22 protein-coding genes are annotated in these 23,217 nt (G+C 64.0%); 8 read left to right on the top strand and 14 right to left on the bottom strand.

Features of this window, described 5'->3' with window-relative positions; all coding sequences use genetic code 11:
• The first annotated feature begins 39 nt into the window (after positions 1–39).
• Positions 40–1,719, top strand: a complete 1,680-nt coding sequence (locus W911_RS07675; protein WP_023786970.1) for a hybrid sensor histidine kinase/response regulator — start codon at positions 40–42, stop codon at positions 1,717–1,719.
• A gap of 12 nt (positions 1,720–1,731) precedes the next feature.
• Here the strand turns inward: W911_RS07675 and W911_RS07670 are convergent, their stop codons facing one another.
• Positions 1,732–2,463, bottom strand: a complete 732-nt coding sequence (locus tag W911_RS07670) for a response regulator (protein WP_041317949.1) — start codon at positions 2,461–2,463, stop codon at positions 1,732–1,734.
• 215 nt (positions 2,464–2,678) lie between these two features.
• Here W911_RS07670 and W911_RS07665 point away from each other — a divergent pair, with 215 nt between their 5' ends.
• Both W911_RS07665 and W911_RS07660 read left to right on the top strand, forming a co-directional pair.
• Positions 2,679–3,191, top strand: a complete 513-nt coding sequence (locus tag W911_RS07665; RefSeq protein ID WP_023786968.1) for a hypothetical protein — start codon at positions 2,679–2,681, stop codon at positions 3,189–3,191.
• 124 nt (positions 3,192–3,315) lie between these two features.
• A complete protein-coding gene (locus W911_RS07660; protein ID WP_023786967.1) occupies positions 3,316–6,015 on the top strand; it encodes a bifunctional acetate--CoA ligase family protein/GNAT family N-acetyltransferase in 2,700 nt (899 codons plus the stop codon).
• Between the two features lie 27 nt (positions 6,016–6,042).
• Here the strand turns inward: W911_RS07660 and ccoS are convergent, their stop codons facing one another.
• From ccoS to W911_RS07610, 11 genes are all read right to left on the bottom strand, one after another.
• Positions 6,043–6,201: a cbb3-type cytochrome oxidase assembly protein CcoS gene (ccoS, locus tag W911_RS17785; RefSeq protein WP_023786966.1), complete on the bottom strand. Its 159-nt coding sequence runs from the start codon at positions 6,199–6,201 to the stop codon at positions 6,043–6,045.
• On the bottom strand, positions 6,198–8,423 hold the full coding sequence (locus tag W911_RS07655) for a heavy metal translocating P-type ATPase (RefSeq protein WP_023786965.1): 2,226 nt from the start codon (positions 8,421–8,423) through the stop codon (positions 6,198–6,200). Before W911_RS07655 ends, ccoS begins: the two co-directional genes overlap by 4 nt.
• Entirely contained in the window at positions 8,408–8,923 is a 516-nt protein-coding gene (locus tag W911_RS17300) for a FixH family protein (protein WP_023786964.1), read from the bottom strand. Before W911_RS17300 ends, W911_RS07655 begins: the two co-directional genes overlap by 16 nt.
• Entirely contained in the window at positions 8,920–10,422 is a 1,503-nt protein-coding gene (gene ccoG / locus W911_RS07645; RefSeq protein ID WP_023786963.1) for a cytochrome c oxidase accessory protein CcoG, read from the bottom strand. The genes W911_RS17300 and ccoG overlap by 4 nt, the downstream gene beginning before the upstream one ends.
• 37 nt (positions 10,423–10,459) lie before the next feature.
• Positions 10,460–11,332, bottom strand: coding sequence for a cytochrome-c oxidase, cbb3-type subunit III (gene ccoP / locus W911_RS07640; protein WP_023786962.1), 873 nt, complete (start codon positions 11,330–11,332; stop codon positions 10,460–10,462).
• Positions 11,319–11,552, bottom strand: a complete 234-nt coding sequence (locus W911_RS07635; protein ID WP_023786961.1) for a cbb3-type cytochrome c oxidase subunit 3 — start codon at positions 11,550–11,552, stop codon at positions 11,319–11,321. Before W911_RS07635 ends, ccoP begins: the two co-directional genes overlap by 14 nt.
• Before the next feature lie 3 nt (positions 11,553–11,555).
• Positions 11,556–12,290 (bottom strand): cytochrome-c oxidase, cbb3-type subunit II, encoded by a 735-nt coding sequence (gene ccoO / locus W911_RS07630; RefSeq protein WP_023786960.1) that lies wholly within the window; start codon positions 12,288–12,290, stop codon positions 11,556–11,558.
• A 14-nt stretch (positions 12,291–12,304) separates the two neighbouring features.
• Complete coding sequence (ccoN, locus tag W911_RS07625; RefSeq protein ID WP_023786959.1) at positions 12,305–13,981, bottom strand: cytochrome-c oxidase, cbb3-type subunit I; 1,677 nt, start codon at positions 13,979–13,981, stop codon at positions 12,305–12,307.
• Positions 13,982–14,124: 143 nt separating this feature from the next.
• Complete coding sequence (locus W911_RS07620; protein WP_023786958.1) at positions 14,125–14,823, bottom strand: helix-turn-helix domain-containing protein; 699 nt, start codon at positions 14,821–14,823, stop codon at positions 14,125–14,127.
• 138 nt (positions 14,824–14,961) lie between these two features.
• A complete protein-coding gene (locus tag W911_RS07615) occupies positions 14,962–15,774 on the bottom strand; it encodes a universal stress protein (protein WP_023786957.1) in 813 nt (270 codons plus the stop codon).
• Between the two features lie 37 nt (positions 15,775–15,811).
• Positions 15,812–16,144, bottom strand: coding sequence for a hypothetical protein (locus W911_RS07610; RefSeq protein ID WP_023786956.1), 333 nt, complete (start codon positions 16,142–16,144; stop codon positions 15,812–15,814).
• Positions 16,145–16,296: 152 nt separating this feature from the next.
• Here W911_RS07610 and W911_RS07605 point away from each other — a divergent pair, with 152 nt between their 5' ends.
• The 5 genes from W911_RS07605 to W911_RS07585 all read left to right on the top strand — a co-directional run bounded on the left by W911_RS07605 (position 16,297) and on the right by W911_RS07585 (position 19,980).
• Complete coding sequence (locus W911_RS07605; protein ID WP_023786955.1) at positions 16,297–16,734, top strand: DUF805 domain-containing protein; 438 nt, start codon at positions 16,297–16,299, stop codon at positions 16,732–16,734.
• Between the two features lie 73 nt (positions 16,735–16,807).
• The gene (locus W911_RS07600) at positions 16,808–17,545 is read left to right on the top strand and encodes a sulfite exporter TauE/SafE family protein (RefSeq protein ID WP_244438638.1); all 738 of its coding nucleotides are present in this window, start codon (positions 16,808–16,810) and stop codon (positions 17,543–17,545) included.
• A gap of 41 nt (positions 17,546–17,586) precedes the next feature.
• The gene (locus W911_RS19080) at positions 17,587–17,928 is read left to right on the top strand and encodes a c-type cytochrome (protein ID WP_023786953.1); all 342 of its coding nucleotides are present in this window, start codon (positions 17,587–17,589) and stop codon (positions 17,926–17,928) included.
• A gap of 56 nt (positions 17,929–17,984) precedes the next feature.
• Positions 17,985–18,317: a c-type cytochrome gene (locus W911_RS07590; protein ID WP_023786952.1), complete on the top strand. Its 333-nt coding sequence runs from the start codon at positions 17,985–17,987 to the stop codon at positions 18,315–18,317.
• A 76-nt stretch (positions 18,318–18,393) separates the two neighbouring features.
• Positions 18,394–19,980 (top strand): bifunctional aminoglycoside phosphotransferase/ATP-binding protein, encoded by a 1,587-nt coding sequence (locus tag W911_RS07585; protein ID WP_023786951.1) that lies wholly within the window; start codon positions 18,394–18,396, stop codon positions 19,978–19,980.
• 75 nt (positions 19,981–20,055) lie between these two features.
• Here W911_RS07585 and W911_RS07580 read toward each other — a convergent pair whose 3' ends face one another.
• Together W911_RS07580 and hemN are read right to left on the bottom strand one after the other, a co-directional pair.
• On the bottom strand, positions 20,056–21,399 hold the full coding sequence (locus W911_RS07580; protein ID WP_023786950.1) for a globin-coupled sensor protein: 1,344 nt from the start codon (positions 21,397–21,399) through the stop codon (positions 20,056–20,058).
• 330 nt (positions 21,400–21,729) lie between these two features.
• Entirely contained in the window at positions 21,730–23,073 is a 1,344-nt protein-coding gene (gene hemN, locus W911_RS07575; protein WP_023786949.1) for an oxygen-independent coproporphyrinogen III oxidase, read from the bottom strand.
• Positions 23,074–23,217: the final 144 nt, after the last annotated feature.

The raw sequence follows: 23,217 nt of genomic DNA, 5'->3' as shown, positions 1-23,217 counted from the left end.
TCTGATGCTAGAAGGCCAGGAAACGTTTCGAGAGACCCCATGGCCGAGACGCCCCGCCCAGATCCGAAGCGCGACCCCCATGAGGATCTGCGCATCGCCGAATCCCAGATCTCGGCGATCCTGACCATCGCAGCAGACGCGATCATTTCTCTCGATCAGCGGTTCCGCATCACGCTTTTCAACGAGGGCGCGACGGCAGTCTTCGGCTACACCCCCGACGAAATCATCGGCCACCCGCTCGAACGGCTCATTCCCGAACGCTTTCGCGCCATTCACCCAAGCCACGTTGCGGATTTTGACGCGGCATCCGTCGCGGCGCGGAAAATGGGCGAGCGCCAGGAAATCTTCGCGCTCCGCAAGGATGGGACGGAGTTTGCGGCCGAAGCCTCCATCGCCAAGCATCAGGTGGGCGGCAAGAAAATCTACATGGTGGTGCTGCGCGACGTCACGGAGCGTAAGCGTACGGAGGCCGCCCTCGCGCTTGCGAACACGGAGCTCGAAAAGCGCATCGCCGCGCGCACGCGCGATCTCGAAGCTGAAATCCGTCGCCGCGAGGAAACCCAGGCCGCCCTCATCCAGTCCCAGCGCATGGAAGCGTTCGGGCAGCTCACAGGCGGCGTCGCGCACGACTTCAACAACCTGCTCACCATCGTGACGGGCAACCTCGAATTATTAGCCACCGAGATCCGGGACGAAAGCGCCAGCACCTATTTGAAACGCGCAACCGACGCGGCAGACATGGGCGCGGCCCTCACCAAGCGCCTGCTGACCTTCGCCCGCCGCCGCCGGCTCACCCCCCAGGTCGTGGACGTGAACGAGTTGGTGCTCGGCCTCACGGAAATGCTGAAGCGTTCGCTCGGCGAGCCGATCACTCTCACCACCATTCTCGCCGGCAAGCTGTGGCGTACCCGCGCCGACCCGAGCGAACTGGAAAACGCCATCCTGAACCTCGCGCTCAACGCCCGGGACGCCATGCCGTCCGGCGGACAGCTCGTGATCGAAACACGCAATGTGTCGACATCCGAAACGGCAGGCCCGCCCGTTCTCGCAGCGGGAGACTACGTTCTCGTCTGCGCCACCGACACCGGCGAGGGAATGGCTCCCGATGTTCTGGAAAAGGCCTTCGAGCCGTTCTTCACGACGAAGGAACAGGGGCGCGGCACTGGCCTCGGCCTCAGCACGATCTATGGGTTTGCCGAGCAATCGGGCGGCCACGCCACCATTACGAGCGCCCCATCCATGGGAACGACCGTGAGCCTCTACCTGCCCCGCGCCGACGCCGCGGGGGAGCCCGTTCCAGCCGCCGGACCTTCGGAACCCGTCCCACTCTCGGAGAACGCGGAAACCGTTCTCGTCGTCGAGGACAATCCCGACGTGCGCGAGCTGACGCTCCAGCGCGTCGAGGGCCTAGGCTACGTCGTCCAGGAAGCCGAGAACGGCCCCGACGCGATCCGCTTCCTGAAGGCAAACGAACACGTCGACCTCGTCTTGAGCGACATCATGATGATGGGCGGTATGTCGGGATACGATCTGGCCCGGTGGATCAAAACGGAAATGCCCCACATCCGCGTCGTGCTGACGACGGGCTACGCCGCGGAAGAGGCCCAGCAGGATCCCGCAGGTCTGGTCGACGCACCCATTTTGTACAAGCCCTATGCCAGAGCCGACTTGGCGACGACCCTTCACACCGCCTTGCATGCGAGCGCATCGCCTGTCTGAGGCATCGGATACTCAGGAACGCTTGACCACACCGGCAAAGGCATAGCCCACGCCGCGCACCGTCTTGATAAGCTGCGGGCGCTCGCTCTCCGGCTCAACCTTGCGCCTGAGGCGCGCAACGAGACCGTCGATCGAACGATCCATCGGCGTCCAATCGTGCCCCTTGAGCAGATCCATAAGCTCGTCGCGCGAGAGAACGCGCCCCGGCCGCTCGACGAAAATGAGAAGCAGATTGAACTCCGCCGTGGTGAGCGCACACACGGTGCCCGTAGGGTCGGTCGCCTCGCGTCGCGCCACGTCGAGCGCCCAACCGTCGAACGAAAAGCGGCGGCCGTCCGGGGCCGAAATCGCAACGTCGCTCTCGGCATTGACATAGCGCCGGAGCACCGCCCTGACCCGCGCGACGACCTCCCGCATCACGAACGGCTTGGCGATGTAATCGTCGGCGCCGAGTTCAAGCCCCACGATGCGATCGATCGCATCGCCCTTGCCCGTGATCATGATGATCGGTGTATTCCGCCGCGCACGCAGATCCCGCGCGAGCTTGAGCCCATCCTCTCCGCCGAGCTTGAGATCGAGCGTCATCAGCGCCACGGGCTGGCTCGCCAGATGCGCCTCCGCCTCGGCACTGTTGCCCGCTTCGAGCACGCCGAATTCTTCGGCTTCGAACCCTGCCCGGAGAAGGGCGCGGATCTCGGGCTCGTCGTCGACGATCAGGATTTGCTGAGAGCTGGTCTGGGACATCTTCGAAACGATTGAGCGGAAGAGATGAATTGATGCGCCACGTCTGGAGAAGCAAGGCGCCTGACACATCGTGACACACTTTCGCACAATGACATCATACACCCGAGACGCTCACCCCCACTAATGCCTAAGCCACAATGCCTCACTCGCAAAGGCCTGGTCCGCAGAGGACAGAGTTGCATGATCAGCTCCTTATGGGGTCACCCGGAGACCACATGGTAGCCGCCGTCGAAGGAAAGGCCCGTCGTTCCGAGGCCGCCCCCGCCGGGCCGCGCGCGCTGGTGCCTGCCAGCCCGGAGCCATCAGTCCGGGAGCGGGAGACCTTTGTGCTCGGCATATTCGCCGAACCCGATGCGGCCAGCACCGCGATCCGCCGGCTCTCCGCCACGCCTGAAGGCGGCGAAGACATCTTGCTCGTCTCCAGATCCAGCCTTCCCTCGGCCTGGCCGCCGTTCGATACCCTTTGGGCAAGCTTGTCCGTCCGGGACAACGCACAGCCGCACGCCGCGGAATCGCACGGATCGACATGGCTCGCACGGCATGTGGAACGAAGGCTCACCGCGGGGGCATCCATCGTTGTCGCGCGGACCGAAGGCCCCGAACGGCAACTCGCCGTCTCTCGCGCGCTCCTCGATGCCGGTTGCGACGTCCTCCTCACTCACGACGTCACAGCGCCCGATTCTGGCACAGAGGGAAACCACGCACACAACCCTGTCATTTTTCGATGACGTAGTGCCGCCTTGACCGCACCCGCAGGCCACGAAACCTTTGTCCCCGACATGACATCATGAGTGGCACGTCGCGTGTTCGGCGGCCAACACGCCGAGCACGAGAATTCGAGGAAATCCCCGCATGACCGTTCGCAATCTGGAGTTTGCCTTCTCGCCCAAGTCGGTCGTCTTTGTCGGCGCGAGCCCGAAACCTGGGAGCATCGGACGCATCGTCGCCCGGAACCTGTTATCGGGCGGCTTCGGCGGAGAGATCTTCCTCGTCAATCCGCGCTATCGGGAGATCGAGGGCACGCCGTGCTACGCATCCGTTTCGGCGCTCTCCAGCACGCCGGACTTCGCCGTTATCGCGACGCCGCCGCAGACGATCCCCGGCGTCATCGCCGAACTGGCGGAAAAAGGAACCCGTGCCGCCATTGTCATTACCGCCGGCATCGATGCCGGCTTGCGTCAACGAATGCTCGAAGCATCCCGCGAGACATGCCTCAGAATCGTAGGCCCCAATTGCCTCGGCATGCTCCTGCCGCACCTCGGCCTCAACGCGAGCTTTTCTCATCGCATGCCCAAAAAGGGCGACCTCGCGTTTCTCTCCCAATCGGGCGCCCTCGTCACCGCCGTCATCGACTGGGCCGTCTCGCGCGGGATCGGGTTCTCTAAAGTCGTGTCCATGGGCGAAATGGCCGACGTCGACTTCGGCGATACGCTCGACTACGTGGCGGGCGATCCGGAGAGTAAGGCGATCCTCCTCTATGTCGAGCAAATCACCCATGCGCCGAAGTTCCTCTCCGCAGCCCGCCGTGCCGCGCGCGCCAAGCCCGTCATCGTTCTGAAATCCGGCCGCCACGCCGCCGGCGCCAAGGCCGCCGCATCCCATACAGGTGCGCTTTCCGGATCCGACGCCGTCTACGACGCCGCCTTCCGCCGTGCGGGCCTCGTGCGTGTCCGCGATCTCGGGCAGCTTTTCGGCGCGGCTGAGATCCTGTCGTTCGCACCCCGACTCACGGGCGAGCGGCTGACCATTCTGACCAACGGCGGCGGCGCGGGCGTGCTGGCCGCCGACCGGCTCGCGGATTTCAACGTCGAGCTGCCCGAGCTCCCGGCTGAAACCGCCGCCGCCCTCGACTCGGTGCTCCCCCCCACATGGTCGAAGAACAATCCGGTCGACATCATCGGCGATGCAGGCCCCGAGCGCTACGAAGCAGCCCTCAAGATCCTGCTGGCCGACAAATCCTCGGACGCCGTTCTCGTCATCAACTGCCCGACGGCCCTCGCCTCCAGCGAAGAAGCTGCAGGCGCCGTGATCCGCGCGGTGAAGAGCGAAGAACAACGCACCGGACGCCGCAAGCCTATCCTCACAAACTGGCTTGGCGACGGCGCCGCCGAAGAAAGCCGCCGTCAGTTCGCTGCTGCCGAGATTCCGACCTTCGATGCCCCCGCCGACGCAATCGAAGGCTTCATGCAGCTTGTCTCCTACAGGCGCTCGCAAAACGAGCTGATGCGCACGCCGCCTCAATCTCCAGCGAGCCTCGCACCCGATGCGGATAAGGTGCACAGCATCATCCACGGCGCTCTTGCAGAGGGCCGCTCCATGCTCACCGAGTGGGAGTCGAAATCCGTGTTCGCCTGCTACGGCATCCCGGTGACGGACATCACCGTCGCGCGCGATCCCGACACGGTCTTCGACGCGGCAGGCAAAATTCTCGGCCACAGCAAGGCCTGCGTGATTAAGATCCTCTCCAAGGACATTTCCCATAAGTCCGACGTGGGCGGCGTACGTCTCGGGCTCCGCAGCGCCGAGGAAGCACGCGAAGCCGCTCGCGCCATGCTGGCCGACGTGGCGCGCCTGCGCCCGGATGCCAAGCTCGACGGCTTTGTCGTGGAGGAAATGATCGAGCGCCCCGGCGCGCATGAGCTGATCGCCGGCATGAGCGAGGACGCAACCTTCGGCCCAACGCTCATGTTCGGAGCGGGCGGCACAGCCGTCGAGGTGATGAAAGATACGGCTCAGGCATTGCCGCCGCTCGACGCACTCCTCGCCCGCGACGTAATCCGCGAAACGCGCATCAGCCGTCTCCTCAAAGGCTATCGCAATCGCCCGCCCGCGGATCTCGACGCCATTGCGGATGTGCTGATCCGTATCAGCTCGCTGGTCACGAACCATGCCGAAATCCGCGAGATCGACATCAATCCGCTGCTCGCCGACGAAAAGGGATGCATCGCCGTCGACGGACGCATGCGGGTCGTGGACGAAGCCAAAGAACCGCGACGCCCGCTCGCGATCAGACCCTACCCGGCCAAGTGGGAGACGACACGCGACCTCGAAACCCTGGGCACCATCCACCTCCGGCCCATCCGGCCGGAGGACGAAACGCTCTACGAGGCATTCTTCCAGGCCGTCACGCCGGAAGATTCGCACATGCGGTTCTTCTCCGTGCAGCCCGACAGGTCGCACCGTTTCGTGGCGCGGCTAACTCAGATCGACTATGCGCGCGAGATGGCCTTCGTCGCGGTGTCGAACGAGGGCGAGCTGCTTGGCGTGAGCCGTCTCTCCGCCCATCCGGATTACGTCCGCGCGGAATATGCCGTACTGGTGCGATCCGATCTCAAGGGGCGCGGTCTCGGATGGCTCCTGATGCAGCACCTCATCGATTACGCCCGCGCAGAAGGCCTGAAACAGCTTTTCGGAGAAGTCCTCGCCACCAACACGACCATGCTCGACATGTGCCGTGCGCTCGGCTTCCGTATCGAAACCGCACCCGGCGACATCACGATCCGCAAAGTTACGCTCGATCTCTCCGAAAACCGGAAGGTGGCCGCCACCTGATCGCACGCACCGCACGCGAAGCCCCCGTCAAGACTGCGGCTTGTCGTCCTCGTCGTCGGAGATGGCGCGCCAGCCGGAGCCTTCGAGGTCCTGAAACTGCCCCGAGTTGAGCGCCCAAATGAACGCGACGAGCCCCACGGCGCCAAGCGCAAGCGCGCAGGGAATGAGCCAGGCTAGAGCGGTCATCTGCGCCCTCCCACGGAAGAAAGCCGAAGCCGCGCCGTCTTGAGCCGCAACGCATTGAGCGTGACGGCGATCGACGACAGCGACATGGCGAGCGCCGCGATCAACGGCGTCACGTGCCCTGCCATCGCCATAGGAACCGACACGGCGTTATAGGCAAGCGCGATGGCGAAGTTCTCGATCGCCATGCCCTGCGACGCACGGGCAACTTTGATGGACTCGACCACCGGGCCGAGGTCCTCGCCCTGGAACACGGCATCCGCCGCCGTCTGGCTGATGTCGGCCGCCGTCGACGGCGACAGCGACGCATGCGCCGCGGCCAGCGCCGGCGCATCGTTCAGCCCGTCGCCCACCATCAGCACCTTGCGGCCCGACGCCTTGAGCGCATCCAAAACCGCGATCTTGCCATCCGGACGCACGGCGCCCTGCCAATCCTCGATCCCGACCTCATGCGCAACGCGCCGCACGGTTTCTTCGCGATCGCCGGAGATCAGGTAGACGCCGTAGCCCGCGCGCAGAAGATTGGCGACCACATCCGGCGCATCGGAACGAACCGCATCGTCGAAATGGAACGCAACGGGAGCCTGCCCGGCAACACCATACCACAGCGAGCCGGTTCCGCTATGCAGACCCGCCACGCCCTCGACCCATGACGCCGATCCGAGCCGCCGCTCGCCCGAGGCGGTGGCTGCCGAAAGGCCAGAGCCCGGCACCTCACTGACACCTTCCGCCGGCCGCACATCGAGGCCGCGCGCCTCGGCCGCCATCAGCACTGCCTTCGAATACGGGTGCCGGCTGGCAATCGCGAGAGACGCGGCTTCGGCCAGCGTCGCATCGTCGATATCCCGGGCATTGCTCAACACCGGAGCGCCGCGTGTCAGCGTCCCGGTTTTATCGAACACAACCGTATCCACTTCGGCCAACCGCTCCAATCCGTCGGCCGCCTTGAGAATGACGCCCTTGCCGAACAGCCGGCTCGTCGCCGTCACCTGCACAGCCGGCACTGCGAGCGCCAACGCGCAGGGGCAGGTGATGATCAGCACGGCGATGGCATGCGTGAGCGAAAGCTCCCAGCCCGCGCCCGCGATCATCCAGCCGATGAACGTCGCAGCACCCAGCACATGCACCGCGGGCGCATACTGGCGCGCGGCACGGTCGGCAAGACGCACATATTGCCCGCGCCCTTGTTCCGCCGCCTGCATCAGCCGCGCGATCTCTGCAAGCAGCGTGCTGTCGTCCGTCGCAGTGGCCTCGACCACCACCGGGCGCGTAAGATTGACGGTCCCCGCATGCACAACACCACCCATGCCGACCGCTTGCGGCAGCGTCTCCCCCGTGATCAGGCTCGCATCGACATCCGTCACGCCATCGACGATGCGCCCGTCCACCGGAATGCGCTCGCCCGCCGCAACCTGCACTTTCATGCCCGGAGCAAGCGCGCGCGCGCTGACGCGGCGTGCCGTCCCGTCATCGTCGAGCACGAGCGCACCCAACGCCTTGAGACCGAGGAGGTTCTCGGCCGCGCCCCGCGCACGCACGCGAACGCGTTGATCCAGATAACGCCCGATGAGAAGGAAGAACGTCAGCATGATCGCGGCATCGAAGTAAACGTGCGACGTCCCGCGCATGGTCTGGTAGAAGCTCATGATCGTCGCAAGAGAAATGCCGAGCGAAATCGGCACATCCATGTTGAGACGACGCCCCTTCAGCGCCTCCAGCGCAGAGCGGAAGAACGGCTGCGCGGAATAGGCGATCGCCGGCATCGCGATCAGCGCCGACAGCCAATGGAACAGCGCCGCGGCCGCCTTGTCCATGTCGCTCGCTTGCCCGGCCCACACGGAAACCGAAAGCAGCATCACGTTGGCCGCCGCAAATCCCGCGACACCGAGGCGGCGCAGAAGATCGTCCGCCCGCGCCACATCTTGATCGCCGCTGGCTTCCACCGCCTCGGCGGCGCGAAAGCCCGCACGCCCCAGCGCATCGACCAGGGCCTGGACCTCGACCCGATCCGGATCGAACGTCACCGAGGCCCGGCGCGCCGAAAGATTGACCCGCGCCTCCGAAACGGCGGAGATAGCCTTGAGACAGCGCTCGATGGACGACATGCACGCACCGCAGTGCATGTTCTCGACGACGAGCGACACGGTCTCCTCGCGCGCCTCTATCCGCTGGGTCTGCGCGTCGAACACGCCATCCGCAACGCCAAGCTTCAGGGCGCGATCCACAGCCGTCTCCTCACCTGATAATCCGGCGCGGCGCCGTCTTCGGAACGTGCGGAAACCCGCAAATCGACAACCCACGTCCCCGGCTCGGCATCTGCAAACGCAGCCTCGTAGACGCCAGGCAAAACCTCAGCCAGCTTGAGCGTGCGGTCGAATCGGTTGGTAGCCGGTCGCCCCACATCGGCAACGACATGTCGCCGCGCGAGGGCAACACCGTCCCGATCTTCGAGCGACACGCTCAAGCGGAGCGGCGTCCCCCGCGCCTCGACACGATCCATCCATCCGAGCGCCGCCTGCTTTTCGTCCACCGCGATACGCTGATTGTAGGCCAGCCCGTCCCGGTAGGCGTTCACGTTCTCCACGCCCCCGAACGTCGACACCGCCTTGTAGATCAAAACGGAATCCACGGCGATGATCGTTCCGAAGAAGGCCAGCATCGCAAGCAGAACATGTCCGCCACGGATCTCCCGCGCCGGGCGCACGCCTTCCGACAAATGCTTCATGATCCAGGGCTCCTGAATGTCGTCTCGCGAACGACGGTATCGCCACTCGCAAGATCTCTCACGGTCAGCGTCAGCGGCGTGGCGGCAGCATCGAGATGGGATGCCGCCTCACGTGGCACGCTCACATAGACTTTGATCGCTCTGAGCGTGTCGGGCTCCACCACAAGTGGGGCGTCAGCGGTATCGAACCCGATGATCGCGGCATGGAAGTCGGACAGCCCCTCGATCCGAAGCTGGAACGTGCGCGTCTCATGCGTCTTGTTGAGAACTTTGATCGTGTACCCGTTGCGAACACCGCCGTCCGACAGCACGACGAACAGCGGGTTGCGATCCGGAATCACGCTGATCTCGACCACGGACCTCACGATCCACGCCCACGCCATGAGCGCCATGATGAGCGCGATCAAACCGGAATAGACGAGCACCCGCGGCCGCAGAAGCCGAACAGGGGCCCGCTCGCTCCCGGACGGAGCTTCCACATTCCGGAATGTATCGTAGCTGATGAGACCGTAGGGGCGGTCGACCTTCCCCATGATGTCGTCGCAGGCATCGATACAAAGCGCACACTGGATGCATTCGAGTTGCTGCCCGTCGCGAATATCGATGCCCATCGGGCACACGGCGACGCACGCCTTGCAGTCGATGCAATCGCCGCGATTTTCCCACGGCTGGCCCTTCTTATGCGGTCCCCGCGGCTCGCCGCGATAGCCGTGGTAGGAAACGAGCAGAGATTCCGAATCGTACATCGCCGCCTGAATGCGCGGCCACGGGCACATATAGATGCAGACCTGCTCCCGCGCGATCCCGCCCAGGAGGTAGGTCGAAAATGTAAAGATGCCCATGAACACGTAGGCGACGAGCGGGGCTTCGCCTGTCACGAGTTCCATCGCGAGCGTCGGCGCGTCGCGAAAATAGAAAACGAGCACGCCGCCCGTCGCAAGAGAGATCAGAATCCACGAGACGTGCGTTGCCGTCTTCTTCCAGATCTTCTCGAAGGTCCACGGCGCCTTGTCGAGCCGCATGCGCGCGTTGCGGTCGCCCTGCCAGAACCGCTCGACGACGACCATAAGATCCGTCCACACGGTTTGCGGGCAGGCATAACCGCACCACATGCGCCCCGCCAGCGCCGTCACGAGAAAAAGCGCCAGCGCCGAGATGACGAGAATTCCGGTGATGAAATAGAGCTCCTGCGCCCAGATCTCGATCGGGCCGAAGTAGAGCCGCTGATTGGCGAAATCGAGCAGGAACGCCTGATCGGGGAGCGTCGGCCCGCGGTCCCAGCGAATCCACGGCAAGAGATAGTAGATGCCGAGCGTCACCAGCATCACCACCCACTTCACGGACCGGAAAGTGCCGTGCGCGAGCTTGGGATAGATCTTCTGCCGCGACGTGTAGAGCGAGCGGGACGCCTTCGACGACACTGCGTCGACATCGATACGTGTGATACCGGGAGCTGCCTCCGTGGCAACTCCCCTCTCGATCGATTTTTGCGGCTGCATGTGCGTCACGTCGGCCGTCTCCGTCCGCCTTCTGTCGCTATTCGCCGCCACCCAGAGAATGAACGTAAATCGCCAGCATCCGGATAGCGGTAGGATCGATACGGCCTTCCCACGCGGGCATCATTCCCGCGCGTCCACCGTGAACGCTCTCCACCACGTCTTGCTTCCGGCCGCCATAGAGCCAGATCGCATCGGCGAGGTTCGGCGCGCCCATTTCCACTATACCCTTGCCGTCGGCTCCGTGACACGCGGCACACTGCTCCGCGAACACCACGCTGCCGCGTTCGGCCTTTTCCGCATCTTCCGACTTTCCCGACAGCGAGAGCACGAACTCGGCGACGTCCGAAATCTGTCCTTTGTCGAGCAAGCCATCGAGACCGAAGCGCGGCATCACACCCTGATGCGTGCTGGCATGATCGGAGCGGACACCGAAACGGATCGTGTTCTCGATCGATTCCACCGATCCGCCCCAGAGCCAATCGTCGTCGTTGAGGTTGGGATAGCCCTTGAATCCCTGCGCGCCCGAACCGTGACAAGGAGCGCAGTTGTTCGCGAACTGCGCCGCCCCGCCACGCCTCACGAACTCCATGAGCCCGGCATCGCTGCGGATCTCCTCCACGGACTTGCTGGCAACCGCTTGCAGGAACGGAGCCTGGGTCTGCTTTGCGTCCGAAATCTCCTGCGCCACGACGCTGCGCTGGCTGTAGCCGAGCATGCCGCGCGTGTAGTCCTCAGCCAGCGGCCACGCCGGATAGAGGATCCAATATCCGATCGACCACACGATGGTGGCGTAGAGCACATACAGCCACCACTTCGGCAACGGCTTGTTCAGCTCCTTGATGTCGCCGTCCCAGACGTGTCCGGTGGTCTCCGCGCCTGTCGCGGCATCGTATTCCTTATGTCCGGCCATGCGTATCCTCCCCGTTCTCGTCATCTTCACGCAAGAGGGAGGGCCGTGCGGGCTTTTCAGCCGGGGTATCGTCCTCCACCACGAGCGGCGCACGCGCGGCCCGATCGAACTTCTCTTTGTTGCCTGGCCGCAGCGCGTAAAACAGCATGCCAGCGATGACCAGCCCGAACAGGATCATCGCGATCAACTGAGACCAGCCAAGAATGTTTTCGTACGTCATGGCTCACCTCAAGTTGGGACCAGCCGCATCGAACTTCGTAAAATCGACCAGCGTGCCCAGCATCTGAAGATAGGCGATCATCGCATCCATCTCCGTCACGGCGCCTTCCGGCTTTCCGTCGAACTTGCGCACCTGCGCCTTGGGATAGCGTTCGAGAAGCGCGCGCGCCTCGCGTGAATCCGGCTGCGTCTGCGCGACGAGATCCACCTTCGCGTTTTCGATCATCTCGTCGGTGTAAGGCACGCCCGCAAGCTTCAACGCCGTCATGTGATTTTTGATGTTGTCGGCATTGAGTGCCCGCGTCCCGAAGAAGGGATAGCCCGGCATCACCGTCCCCGGCACCACCTCACGCGGCGCGGTGAAATGATCCACGTGCCATTGGTCCGAATACTTTCCGCCGACGCGAGCGAGATCCGGTCCGGTGCGCTTGGAGCCCCACTGGAACGGATGATCGTACATGCTCTCGGCCGCAAGGCTGTAGTGTCCGTAGCGCTCCACCTCGTCGCGCAAGGAGCGGATCATCTGGCTGTGACAGCCATAGCAGCCCTCGCGGATGTAGATGTCGCGCCCTGCGAGTTCGAGCGGTGCGTAGGGACGCATCCCCTGCACCTTCTCGATTGTGGACTTGAGGAAGAACAGAGGTGCGATCTCGACCAGCCCGCCGATAGACACGACGACCAGGATGCCGATCAGCAGCACCATCGAGTTCCGTTCGAAGAATCCGTGATTGAATTTCATGAGACAACCCCCTCTCACGCCGCCGGCTGAGCCGCGAGCCCGGCTCGCAGTTCAGGTGCCGCAGCGACGCGCGGCTGATCGGCAATGTCGACCGGCTTCACGCCCTGAATGGTCTTCCACACGTTCCAGGCCATGATGAACGAGCCGATCACGAACAGGAGACCGCCGGCTGCGCGGATGATGTACGGCCAGTGCATGGCCTCCACCGTCTCGATGAACGAGTAGGTGAGGAAGCCCATGCTGTCGTAGGCGCGCCACATAAGGCCCTGCATCACGCCCGAGACCCACATCGACGAGATGTAGAGCACGATGCCGATGGTCGAGATCCAGAAGTGCCACTCGACGAGGCGGAGAGAATAGAGGCCCTCACGCTTCCACAGCCACGGAACGAGGCAGTAGATCGCGCCGAACGACACCATGCCGACCCAGCCGAGCGCACCCGAATGCACGTGCCCGATCGTCCAGTCCGTATAGTGGCTGAGCGAGTTGACGGCCTTGATGGACATCAGCGGGCCTTCGAACGTGGCCATGCCGTAGAAGGCGACCGACACCACGAGAAGGCGCACGACAGGATCCGTGCGCAGCCGGTCCCAAGCGCCGGAAAGCGTCATGAGACCGTTGATCATGCCGCCCCACGACGGCATCCACAGCATGATCGAGAACGTCACGCCGAGCGTCTGCGCCCAATCGGGCAGTGCCGTGTAGTGCAGGTGATGCGGTCCTGCCCAGATGTAGAGGAAGATGAGGCTCCAGAAGTGGATGATGGAGAGCCGATACGAATAGACGGGCCGCTCCACCCGCTTCGGGATGAAGTAATACATGATCCCGAGGAACCCGGCGGTGAGGAAGAAGCCGACCGCATTATGCCCGTACCACCATTGGGTCATGGCATCCTGCACGCCGGCGAACAGCGAGTAGCTCTTCGAGCCGAGCACCGAGACCGGAATGGCCAGGTTGTTGACGATGTGGAGAAGCGCAACCGTGACGATGAAAGCCAGATAGAACCAGTTCGCCACGTAGATGTGCGGTTCCTTACGCTTCCACAGCGTGCCGAGGAACACGAGCAGGTAGGCCACCCAGACAAGCGTGAGCCAGATGTCGATGTACCATTCTGGTTCCGCATATTCCTTGCTCTGCGTCGAGCCGAGCACGTAACCCGTGGCCGCAAGCACGATGAAGAGCTGATAACCCCACACGACGAACCAGGGGCTCCAATAGCCGGCGAGGCGCGCACGGCTGGTCCTCTGCACGACGTAGAGCGACGTTGCGATCAGCACGTTGCCGCCGAATGCGAAGATGACCGCCGAGGTGTGGAGCGGACGCAGCCGTCCGAAGTTGGTCCAAGGCATGTCGAAGTTGAGGACCGGGAACGCGAGCTGCCAGGCGATGAGATCGCCCACGAGGAAGCCGACCACGCCCCAGAACACGGCGGCCAACGTCGCAACTTTCACCGGACCGTCGAAATAGCTCTTCTGCTCGTCCTCTCCGCCTTTGCGCGGATTGGACATGACGTAGAGAACCGCCGCGATCGCGGACACCGCAATCAACGCGCCGTGGATCCGGATCACTTCGTCCAGACCCGCAAACGCAAAAATACCACCCACGGTGGCGATCAGAACGGCGGATATAACTGCGAGCGCGCCCGAGAACGCGATTGCCTCTTCACTGGTTGCTGCCCTCGGTACGGCCATGAGCTGCCCCTCTCCCGACTTGAAATAATTGGCGATTGATGAGGTTGGGTGCGCGGGCCTGCCTTGACGTAGATCAATAGACGATCCGATGCCGGCCCATTTGACGCAGGTGTGTCTGACGTCGCGCGAATGAGACGCCGCAACTACTCGTTCGCGAGATCCGCAAGACGCGCCGCATCGCGCAGCGTGACCGTCGTTCCGCCGAGTTCGACGTCGATGACCCCCATCGTGCGCAGCTTGGTCAGCGTGCGGCTAACGGTCTCGATCGTAAGGCCGAGAAGATCCGCGATATCGCTGCGGCGCATGGCGAGCTTCACCGTCTCACCGGCCTCGTCGCCCGAGCGCCGGCGCAGCCCGAGCAGGAACGCCGCGACACGTTCGACGGCACTGCGCTGCCCCACCGTAACCAGAAGGCTACGCGTCGCGCTCAACTCCTGACACACGGACTTGTAGAGCTTGAGCGCGAGATCCGCGTCGTTTTCCGCCATCGCTTCGAGGCTCGCCGCCGAGAAGCAGCGAACCTTGGCAGCCGATGTCGCCTGGGCGGAGAGAATGTGCTCGTCGAGAACGCCGAGCCCCAGAAGATCGCCAGGGTAAGCGAAGTCGATGATGCGGCGCCGGCCGTCGCAAAGCGTCTTGTAGATCGCAATCACCCCTTCCTCGACGCGGAACACGTGAAGCCTGGGGTCTCCCTCGCAAAAGACGTGCTCCTTGCTTTCGATCTTACGGACCGTTGCATGCGCCAGTCGATCTTCCAGGGACCGCTGCGGAGCCTCGCCCCGGCTGAGACGGCCGAGAGGGGTCTGAAACGGACGTGCGTCGAGGGTCTGGACTGCAAGCATCTCTCTCTCCTGGCCGGGAAATTCCGTAGCCGGGAATAGAGCCTGCATCCGAACCGTCGTTATGCGCCGGTCGTGACGAATTGTAAGAGAATGTAACAGGCGCCCGTCCGCGCCCGCTGGATGCCGATGAAGCAGCCCTCAGTGCGACATCAGGACCGGCACCGGCAGGGAGGCAAGCATGCGCCGCGTCGCCCCGCCGAGCACCATTTCGCGCAGCCGCGAGTGCCCATAGCAGCCCATGACCAGGAGATCGCTGCCCGAATCGCGAAGAAACCGCGTCAGCGTCTCGCCAACCTGCTCGTCCGGCGCCTTGATCTCGACAGCTTCCGCCGGCACCCGATGACGGGCAAGCGCCGAGCAAAGATCGCCCGTCGGCACACCCTCGGTCTCGTTGTCGTCCTCCGGGTTGATCCAGAGCACCTTGACCGCCTCGGCCGTGGCCAGCAGCGGCAATGCGTCAAAGGCCGCCCGCGTCCCTTCCCGCCGTGCGTTCCAGGCAACCGTCACCCACTTGCCGACGGCCCGCCCCGGCCCTTCCGGAACGAACAGCACCGGCCGGCCCGATTGCAGCACGATCTGCTCCGCGCCGTCGTCCTTCGGGGCCTGCGTGACAATGAGATCGGCCGCCCGCCCATAGGCAACCACGCGCCGCCAGACGGGAAGCAACCCCGCGTCCTCATCCACCCACTGAGCGCCCACGCCCGCCTCGCGCGCCAGAGCTTCGAACCGCGGCTTGAGCAGCAGCGTCTCCGCCGAAAAGTCCTTGCGATGCTGATCGCCCACCGTGGAATTGCTGCCGGGAAGAAAAGTCGGCTTGAAGACATAGGGCGGCACGACGGAAAGGCCGATGACATGCGCATCGAACCGCCGCGCGAGATCGAGCGCGGGAGTGAGAACGCTATCGAAACCGGCCTCGCCTGCGAGATGCACAAGGATCGTCTTGTAACCCATGTCCGTCACTCTCTCCTGGCCACTTAAAGGGCGGCCGTCAGCAAACGACGGGCTCGCAAAGCTCGATTCTGAATTTCTGGTGCTTTCGGCTACGGGTAAAATCGAACGCCCGGTCGTCGATGCACGAGACCCGTCCCTCGATCATGATCTCGTCGCCGAGAGGAATTTCTTGGTAGCTCAGGACCTCCTTGAGGTCACATCCTTTTTCCTTCTTGAGCTGGTCCTGGAGGATCATCCGCCACGGCCCATCGCCCGGCGCGCGCGGCGCGTCCTCGGCCGCAACGGCGAGGCCACCCCAAAGCCCGATCGTCACGACAAGCCCCAGCGCAAACGCCACCGCTGCATCGCCCCATCTCCGCCCGCCAGCCATCGTCGTATCTCCCTGCGAAGCCTGCGCCCATCTTTCAACGCACCGCGCACACGATCTTTGACGCGCATCAAAAACCCCGGCGGCGACATTGTTAGGCTCTCATCGAAAATCCGCGCGCCATCTCCGCTCGCGAAGCGATACGGGGGACCCCCATGATCGAACACTCCATAGACGCCGCATTCTCGCCGAAAGGCCGGATCAATCGCCTCGCGTGGTGGATCGGCATCCTCGCAACGGCCGGAGCCGGCCTGATCGGCACGGCTCTCATGAATGCCGACACGTTCGACGAGAGCGTCAATGCAGTGCCACATGCCCCCACCATGGCGGCGTTTCTTTGGGCTGCTCTCGCCGCTTATGTCGCAACGGTGCTGACGCTGAAACGGCTCGACGACGCTGGCCGCCCGAAATGGCTCGGCATTCTGTTTGGCGCGGCCGCCGCCCTCCTGCTTGCCGGCTGGGGCATCGGCGCCTTCAGCGACCCGTTTGTTCCTCCGGCAACCATGGGGACGATGTGGGGCCTCGTCCTCGCGATGACGCCCGCCCTCGTCGAAGCCGCCCACCGGCCGAGCCGGGCTCGCACGCTCCCTTGATCGCACGCAAGGAGCACGTCGCGCGCCCAGGCCATGCTCGCCGCCGAATGACAACAGTCGCCGGATCGCGCCCGTGGACTCCCTGATGTTCAGCATCGTCACCGGCTTCGGGCTCGGCCTCGCAAGCACGCTCCATTGCGCGGGCATGTGCGGGGCCATTTCGTCGAGCCTGCTCCTGGCCGGAGCCCCTGGCGGAGCCGCCCAAACGGGACGCCTCCTGGCTCTAACCCATAGCGGACGCATCGCATCCTACGTCTTGGCGGGCGTTCTGATCGGCGCCGTCGGCACCCCGGTCGTCGGCTGGCTCGACCGCGAGCTCGCCTTCCGGCTCGTGCAATGGGCCGGAGCCGTCGCACTCATGTGGATCGGCATGTCGACTGCGGGCCTTCTGCCCGCTATGAGCGGCCTCGACCGCCTTCTCGCCCCCATCGCAGAAAGGCTGACGCGCGCCACGCGCGGCGTACGTGGCACGTTGATGACGCCGTTCGCGGCCGGGCTCGCCTGGGGGCTCATGCCCTGCGCGATGGTCTATGGCGCCCTCTTCATGAGCCTGCTCACCGGCGCCGCGGCCCAGGGCGGTCTCGTCATGCTGGCGTTCGGCGCAGGAACGCTCCCCGGCCTGCTCGCCGCATCGCTCGGTGTGCGCGCGCTCGCCGCCGCCGGCCAGCGCCGGGCACTACGCACGTCCGCTGGTCTTGCCATCGCCGGCCTCGCAATTCTCAGCGTCTGGCTTCCTCACCCTGCCAACGATACCCTCTGCCTGGATACGGATCGCACGGCAGCGTTGGCCGAGCGCAACCAAATTCGCTAAGACGAGTCGTCGTTGGTCATCCAAGGCGAAGGAGATCTCCCGTGCCGTTCATCCTCCGGTCTGTCTTGTCCGCAACCCTATGGGCGTTTTCGCTCCTGCCCGTGCAAGCGGAACACCTTGGGGACGCAAGCAAGGGACAGAACTATGCCCGCTCCCATTGCGCAGAATGCCATGCCGTGGAGCAAGCGACCGACGACATCTCGCCGGACTTCGCCGCCCCGCGCTTCGTCGATGTGGCCAACACCCCCGGCATGACCGCCCGCGCGCTGGCCGTCTGGCTGCAGACCTCGCATCCCACGATGCCGAACTTCATCATCCCCGAAGCCGAGCGCGACAACGTCATCGCATATATTATGAGCCTGAAGGTCGATCCGCCGCTCTGAAAACGAGCGCACGGCGGTACGGAAGCGAAGAACACCGAAAGAGCCTGAGGCGAGCCATGAGAATTTCGGCATCCCTGCGCATTCTATGCATCGCGATGGCCGCCGCTGCGGCAGGCTGCGGCGAGGCCACCCCGGACGATCCGGGAAAGGCCGTGCTCGAATCGCGCTGCGCCCGTTGTCACGGCATCGGCGAGACCGACGCGAGCGCGCACGCCGAAGCGCCGCCCTTCCGCGACGTGGTCAAGCGCTACCCGCCGGAATCTCTGGCGGAGGCACTCGCCGAAGGGATCACCACCGGACATCCCGACATGCCCGAGTTCGTCCTGGCACCCGCCGAAATAGGCGCCGTCATCGACTATCTTACGACCCTGACGCCCAACCGTTCGTGAGACAGGGGATCCCCGCGCGCCGGCGCGTGACTTGGCTGAATGGGGCCCTCAACACCAATCGGAGCGACGACGCGCAATGGCGGACAATATTCCCTCCAGCGCTTCTACGAGCGCGGCCCAGGATGAGTTGGTCGCCTTCCTGTCCGATCCCGCATCCTACGGCACGCCGACAGGCCACGTCGAAATCGTCGAGACCCATGCCGCGCGCGTGTTCCTCACGGGCAGGAAGGCCTACAAGATCAAAAAGCCGGTGACGCTGCCGTTCCTCGACTTTTCGACAGAGCCCCAGCGCCGCAAGGCCCTCGCCCGCGAGTTCGAACTCAATCACCCGCACGCACCCGGAATTTATGTCGCGCTCGCAAGCGTCAATCGCGACGGCGCGAGCCGCCTCAGCTTTTCCGAAGGAACGCCCGTCGAGCCCGTGCTCGTCATGAACCGATTTGCGCAAGAAGACCTGCTCGCGCGCATCGCCGGGAACGGCCCGCTTCCGCGCGACACGGCACGCGGGCTCGCCGAGATGGTCGCGCGATACCATCAGGCCGCGCCCGCGGCGCCGGCCGCGTCCGGCTCCGGCATCGTCCGCGATGTCGTCGACCAACTCGCGGGCGAGATGAAAGACATCGCCCCGCCGGGAAGCGAACACGTTGTCGACGAGTTCGCACACCTCGCCCATATCGAGCTGACGCGCATCGCCCACCTTCTCGACGCGCGCGCAAAAGCCGGCTACGTCCGCCGATGCCATGGCGACCTCCACCTCGGCAACATCGTCATGCAGGATGGTGCACCCGTCGCCTTCGACGCTCTGGAGTTCGACGAACGCCTGGCCACCACCGACGTGCTCTATGATCTCGCGTTCGTGCTCATGGATCTTGACGTGCGTGGAGACAGAACGGCGGCAAACGCCATACTCAACGCATATGTCACCGCCGCCCCGACTGGCGGAGAGATCGAAGGTCTCGCAACGCTCCCACTCTTCCTCGCGACCCGCGCCGCCGTCCGTGGCGTCGTTGCACTGGAACGCGCACGCCAAGAGCCGCAAGAAGAAAAGCGGGCGGCCGAAATCGAGCATGGCCTCGCCTATATCAAGGCCGCCAATGCCTATCTCACGCCGCCCCCGCCGATCCTGCTGGCTGTCGGCGGTCTCTCGGGCACAGGCAAATCGACATTGGCCGCCGCGTTGGCGCCACGCCTCGGCCCCGCCCCTGGAGCCGTCGTCCTGCGCACGGACGTCGAGCGCAAACGCCTGTTCGGCGTCTCGGAAACGCAGCGCCTCGCAGAGGAGCACTACACGCAAACCGTCTCCTCCGAAGTCTACGCGCGCCTCTACGACAAGTCCGCGCAAGCACTTCTCGCCGGACATGCCGTCATCTTCGACGGCGTCTCGGCGCGCGCCGAGGAACGCGACCGGATTGCCTCCATCGCGCTGAAATCGGGCTGCGAGTTTGTGGGCTTATGGCTCGACGCACCGCTCGATTCACAAATCGCCCGCGTCGGCGCACGCCGGGGAGACGCATCGGATTCGGATGCGACGGTTGTCAAAGCTCAGGCCGAACGCAACCTCGGCCCCATCTCCTGGACCCGGATCGACGCCGGACAAACGCCGGAGCACACGCTCGACCAGGCGAAAAAAATCGTCGGCCTTCCACCGCCAACCAAGAAATAAACAACGGGCGGACCGGCAGCACGGATGCGCATGGCGCCGCTCGGGAGGCAACGCCATGCTACGTGACCGTGGCGCTTACGCCGCCGCCCGGCCCTTGGACGACATCACGCTTTCCGCGGTTTTCCTGAGGTCGGCAGCCTGCTGGCCGAGTTGTCGAGCGGACGCGAGCATCTGAGCGGCGGCCGACCCTGTCGTCGCCGCCGAGGTGTTGAGCCCCACCGCGTTGGACGCCACCTCCGACGTTCCGTGCGCTGCCTCCTGCACGTTACGCGCGATTTCGATGGTCGCAGCCCCCTGTTCTTCAACCGCCGCAGAGATCGTGCTCGCAATCTGATCCATCGACTTGATGATATCCCCGATCGCCCCGATGGACCCGACTGCGTCCACAGTAGACCCCTGGATGGCGTGGATCTGCGCGCTGATCTCGGCTGTGGCCTTCGCAGTTTGGTTCGCGAGCGATTTCACTTCCTGAGCGACAACCGCAAACCCCTTCCCGGCTTCTCCGGCGCGCGCCGCTTCGATGGTCGCATTGAGCGCAAGCAGATTTGTCTGTCGCGCGATGTTGCTGATCAACTCGACGACATCGCCAATGGCCTGCGACGCCTGCGAGAGATTGCGCACTTTTTCGGACGTGGCATCAGCGGTGACGACGGCACGCCCGGCAATCTCCGTCGAACCGGCAACCTGCCGCGAGATTTCCCTCACGGACGCGGAAAGCTCGTCGGCAGCAGAAGCCACCGTGCGGACATTGGCCGAAGCCTGCTCTGCGGCCGAGGCCACGGCAGACGTCTGGTCCGTGGCGGTCCTGGCGGCCTGCGCGACCGCTGCCGCCGCACCTTCCAGCTCGCCCGCCGTCGTCGCCACCGATCCCGCCATGGCGACGACCGAGCCCGCGAGCTGATCGAGATCCCGCCGCCCGGCGTCGAGATAGACCGAGATCGCAAGATCCATATCGAGCATCGCAACCTTGATGACGGCGCCTTGCAGCGCGATCTTCCGCTCCTCCGGCGAGGGAGCCTTCCCCTTCCAATCCGCCCGCGCGGGCAGCCGGAGCGCAATCGCTCGCAACAGGCCCGTAATCAGGGCGTTGTATCCGCCGATGTACCAGCGGGGATCGAGCCCGATCCGATGATGGGTTTCGCCTACCCTTTTGATCGAGGTTTCATAAGCGCCGTCGAAATGACCGTCGAGAATGGTGCCCCAATGCCGAAGCTGGCCGTTTCTCGCGCCCGTCATATCGGCACGGCTTTTGAAAAACGCGACAGTTTCCGGATACTTGGCGAGATGTTCGTAGAACCCGTCGAGAACGCTTGCCAATTCACTGAGTAGAAAGTCTTTGGATTCGCGAAGAAGCCGCCGGCTGTCGTCATCGATTTGGTTGAACGACAACCGTGCTGCCATGGACGTTTCGGCACTCATTGTTCATCCCTCTGCCTTGGCGCGCCATATGGCCCGGCGCGCACGTGCGCCCCACATGCGCGATCGCGCATGAGACATGCTCCGTGCAACATCACTTTCATTTGCTGGAAGAAAATATTGCGCAAAACAAAACGTCGTAAAAATTCCTACAAAGGTTGCAGGTCACCCAATAACAAACGCAATTTAGAGAAATGATTTCGAAACACTCACCGTCAAAGCCACACTCAACTGAGTCGCAGCTCAAAAACAAGGGTGGAGCCGGGATCGCACTTACTTCCGGTTGTAAAAATATCTTTGAAGCAGGGGCCGAATTTCGCGTGCGAAAATAATTCAGACGGAAAGCGCATGCCGGCGCCGGGTCATATCGCGGGAGAGATAGGGGTCGAACCACGCGCACACCGATCGCACGAACGGCCGTCCCCGGTCCGTCACGCGAACACCTTCGTCGTTGACCGCAACCAGGCCATCGGCATCACGGCGCGCTGCGGCCTCGGCCTCGAAGCGGACACGAGCGACCTCCGCACCGAACCGCTGCTTGAGATCGCGCCACGACACGAAAAACGCGCACATAAGCCGCTCGATCAGATAGGCGCGCAAAGCGTCATCTCCCGCCATTTCGTGCCCGCGCACGACGGCCAGCCCTTCGGTTGAGATCCGGCGCGTGTAATCGTCGACGGCAACGGCGTTCTGGACAAAGCCCTGCGGCAGCCGCGAGATGGCGGAAGCGCCGAACGCCAGCAACGCATCGGCCGTGTCCGTGGTGTAGCCTTGGAAGTTCCGCGCAACGGCACCGCCCGCGAGGGCATCCGTCGAACGGGCGAAATGGTCGATCCCGATCTGAACGTAGCCCGCATCCTGCAGCCGCTCCGCGATGTGTTGCGACTGGCTGAAACGTTCGGCCAACCCGGGAAGGGTCTTCTCATCGATCAGCCGCTGATGCTTCAGCCGCTCCGGCAGATGCGCATATCCGAAAACCGCAATGCGATCCGGCTCGATCGCAATCACATCGGAAAGCGTCCGTCCGACGCTTTCGACCGTCTGATGAGGCAGACCGTAGACCAAGTCCACGTTGAGCGAACGCACGCCCCGTGTCCGAAAAATCTCGGACGCCTTGCGCGTTGTCTCAAAGCTTTGGATACGCCCGATCGCCGCCTGCACCTTGGGATCGAAATCCTGAACTCCGATGGAAACGCGGTTGACGCCGATCTCTGCAAAGGCGTCTGCCTGGGCCTCGCTCAGCAGGCGCGGGTCGATCTCGACCGCAATTTCGGCACCCGAAGCAACCGCGAACTGACTGCGAAACGTGTGTCCCAGCCGGAGAATGTCGGCGGGCGTCAGAATATCGGGCGAGCCGCCGCCCCAATGAATGTGAGTGACGCGATGCCCCGGCGGCACGAGCGCCGACACATGCGAGATCTCGGCCTGCAGAGGAACCAGATACTCCTCCACTGGAGCGTACCGCCGCGAAGCCTTTGTGCTGCATCCGCAGTAGAAGCAAAGCTCCCGGCAGTACGGAATATGCGCATAAAGCGACAGCGCAGGGTCATCCGGCAGATCGGCCAGCCACGTTCTCAGATGAGCAGGCGTCACCGCCGCCGAAAAATGATTGGCTGTTGGATAACTGGTGTACCGCGGAACGGGTCCGCCGTGGCGTTGAAGGAGATCGGATGTCATCGGCCAACCGGACACGAAACGCCGCTCGGGGATGTCCAAGCCGCACGCCGAGAATAGAGACGCGACTCCGGTCGATATTGACCTGGATCAAGGATCGGCATCGTTGCGTGCCATTCCGCACGCCGGCCCCTGGCCATGCAGCGC

The sequence above is a fragment of the Hyphomicrobium nitrativorans NL23 genome, from assembly GCF_000503895.1.
GTDB classification, from domain to species: domain Bacteria; phylum Pseudomonadota; class Alphaproteobacteria; order Rhizobiales; family Hyphomicrobiaceae; genus Hyphomicrobium_C; species Hyphomicrobium_C nitrativorans.
This window is presented reverse-complemented; position numbering and strand designations above follow the sequence as displayed.

What these genes read in the sequence shown, in the direction of transcription:
- W911_RS07670 (WP_041317949.1), bottom strand. Translation starts at nt 2,463, where the DNA reads ATGTCCCAGACCAGCTCTCAGCAAATCCTGATCGTCGACGACGAGCCC.
- W911_RS07605 (WP_023786955.1), top strand. Translation starts at nt 16,297, where the DNA reads ATGATCGAACACTCCATAGACGCCGCATTCTCGCCGAAAGGCCGGATC.
- ccoG (WP_023786963.1), bottom strand. Translation starts at nt 10,422, where the DNA reads ATGCAGCCGCAAAAATCGATCGAGAGGGGAGTTGCCACGGAGGCAGCT.
- W911_RS07590 (WP_023786952.1), top strand. Translation starts at nt 17,985, where the DNA reads ATGAGAATTTCGGCATCCCTGCGCATTCTATGCATCGCGATGGCCGCC.
- hemN (WP_023786949.1), bottom strand. Translation starts at nt 23,073, where the DNA reads ATGACATCCGATCTCCTTCAACGCCACGGCGGACCCGTTCCGCGGTAC.
- W911_RS07615 (WP_023786957.1), bottom strand. Translation starts at nt 15,774, where the DNA reads ATGGGTTACAAGACGATCCTTGTGCATCTCGCAGGCGAGGCCGGTTTC.
- W911_RS07610 (WP_023786956.1), bottom strand. Translation starts at nt 16,144, where the DNA reads ATGGCTGGCGGGCGGAGATGGGGCGATGCAGCGGTGGCGTTTGCGCTG.
- W911_RS07660 (WP_023786967.1), top strand. Translation starts at nt 3,316, where the DNA reads ATGACCGTTCGCAATCTGGAGTTTGCCTTCTCGCCCAAGTCGGTCGTC.
- W911_RS07580 (WP_023786950.1), bottom strand. Translation starts at nt 21,399, where the DNA reads ATGAGTGCCGAAACGTCCATGGCAGCACGGTTGTCGTTCAACCAAATC.
- ccoN (WP_023786959.1), bottom strand. Translation starts at nt 13,981, where the DNA reads ATGGCCGTACCGAGGGCAGCAACCAGTGAAGAGGCAATCGCGTTCTCG.
- ccoO (WP_023786960.1), bottom strand. Translation starts at nt 12,290, where the DNA reads ATGAAATTCAATCACGGATTCTTCGAACGGAACTCGATGGTGCTGCTG.
- W911_RS07665 (WP_023786968.1), top strand. Translation starts at nt 2,679, where the DNA reads ATGGTAGCCGCCGTCGAAGGAAAGGCCCGTCGTTCCGAGGCCGCCCCC.
- W911_RS07620 (WP_023786958.1), bottom strand. Translation starts at nt 14,823, where the DNA reads ATGCTTGCAGTCCAGACCCTCGACGCACGTCCGTTTCAGACCCCTCTC.
- ccoP (WP_023786962.1), bottom strand. Translation starts at nt 11,332, where the DNA reads ATGGCCGGACATAAGGAATACGATGCCGCGACAGGCGCGGAGACCACC.
- ccoS (WP_023786966.1), bottom strand. Translation starts at nt 6,201, where the DNA reads ATGACCGCTCTAGCCTGGCTCATTCCCTGCGCGCTTGCGCTTGGCGCC.
- W911_RS07585 (WP_023786951.1), top strand. Translation starts at nt 18,394, where the DNA reads ATGGCGGACAATATTCCCTCCAGCGCTTCTACGAGCGCGGCCCAGGAT.
- W911_RS07675 (WP_023786970.1), top strand. Translation starts at nt 40, where the DNA reads ATGGCCGAGACGCCCCGCCCAGATCCGAAGCGCGACCCCCATGAGGAT.
- W911_RS07635 (WP_023786961.1), bottom strand. Translation starts at nt 11,552, where the DNA reads ATGACGTACGAAAACATTCTTGGCTGGTCTCAGTTGATCGCGATGATC.
- W911_RS17300 (WP_023786964.1), bottom strand. Translation starts at nt 8,923, where the DNA reads ATGAAGCATTTGTCGGAAGGCGTGCGCCCGGCGCGGGAGATCCGTGGC.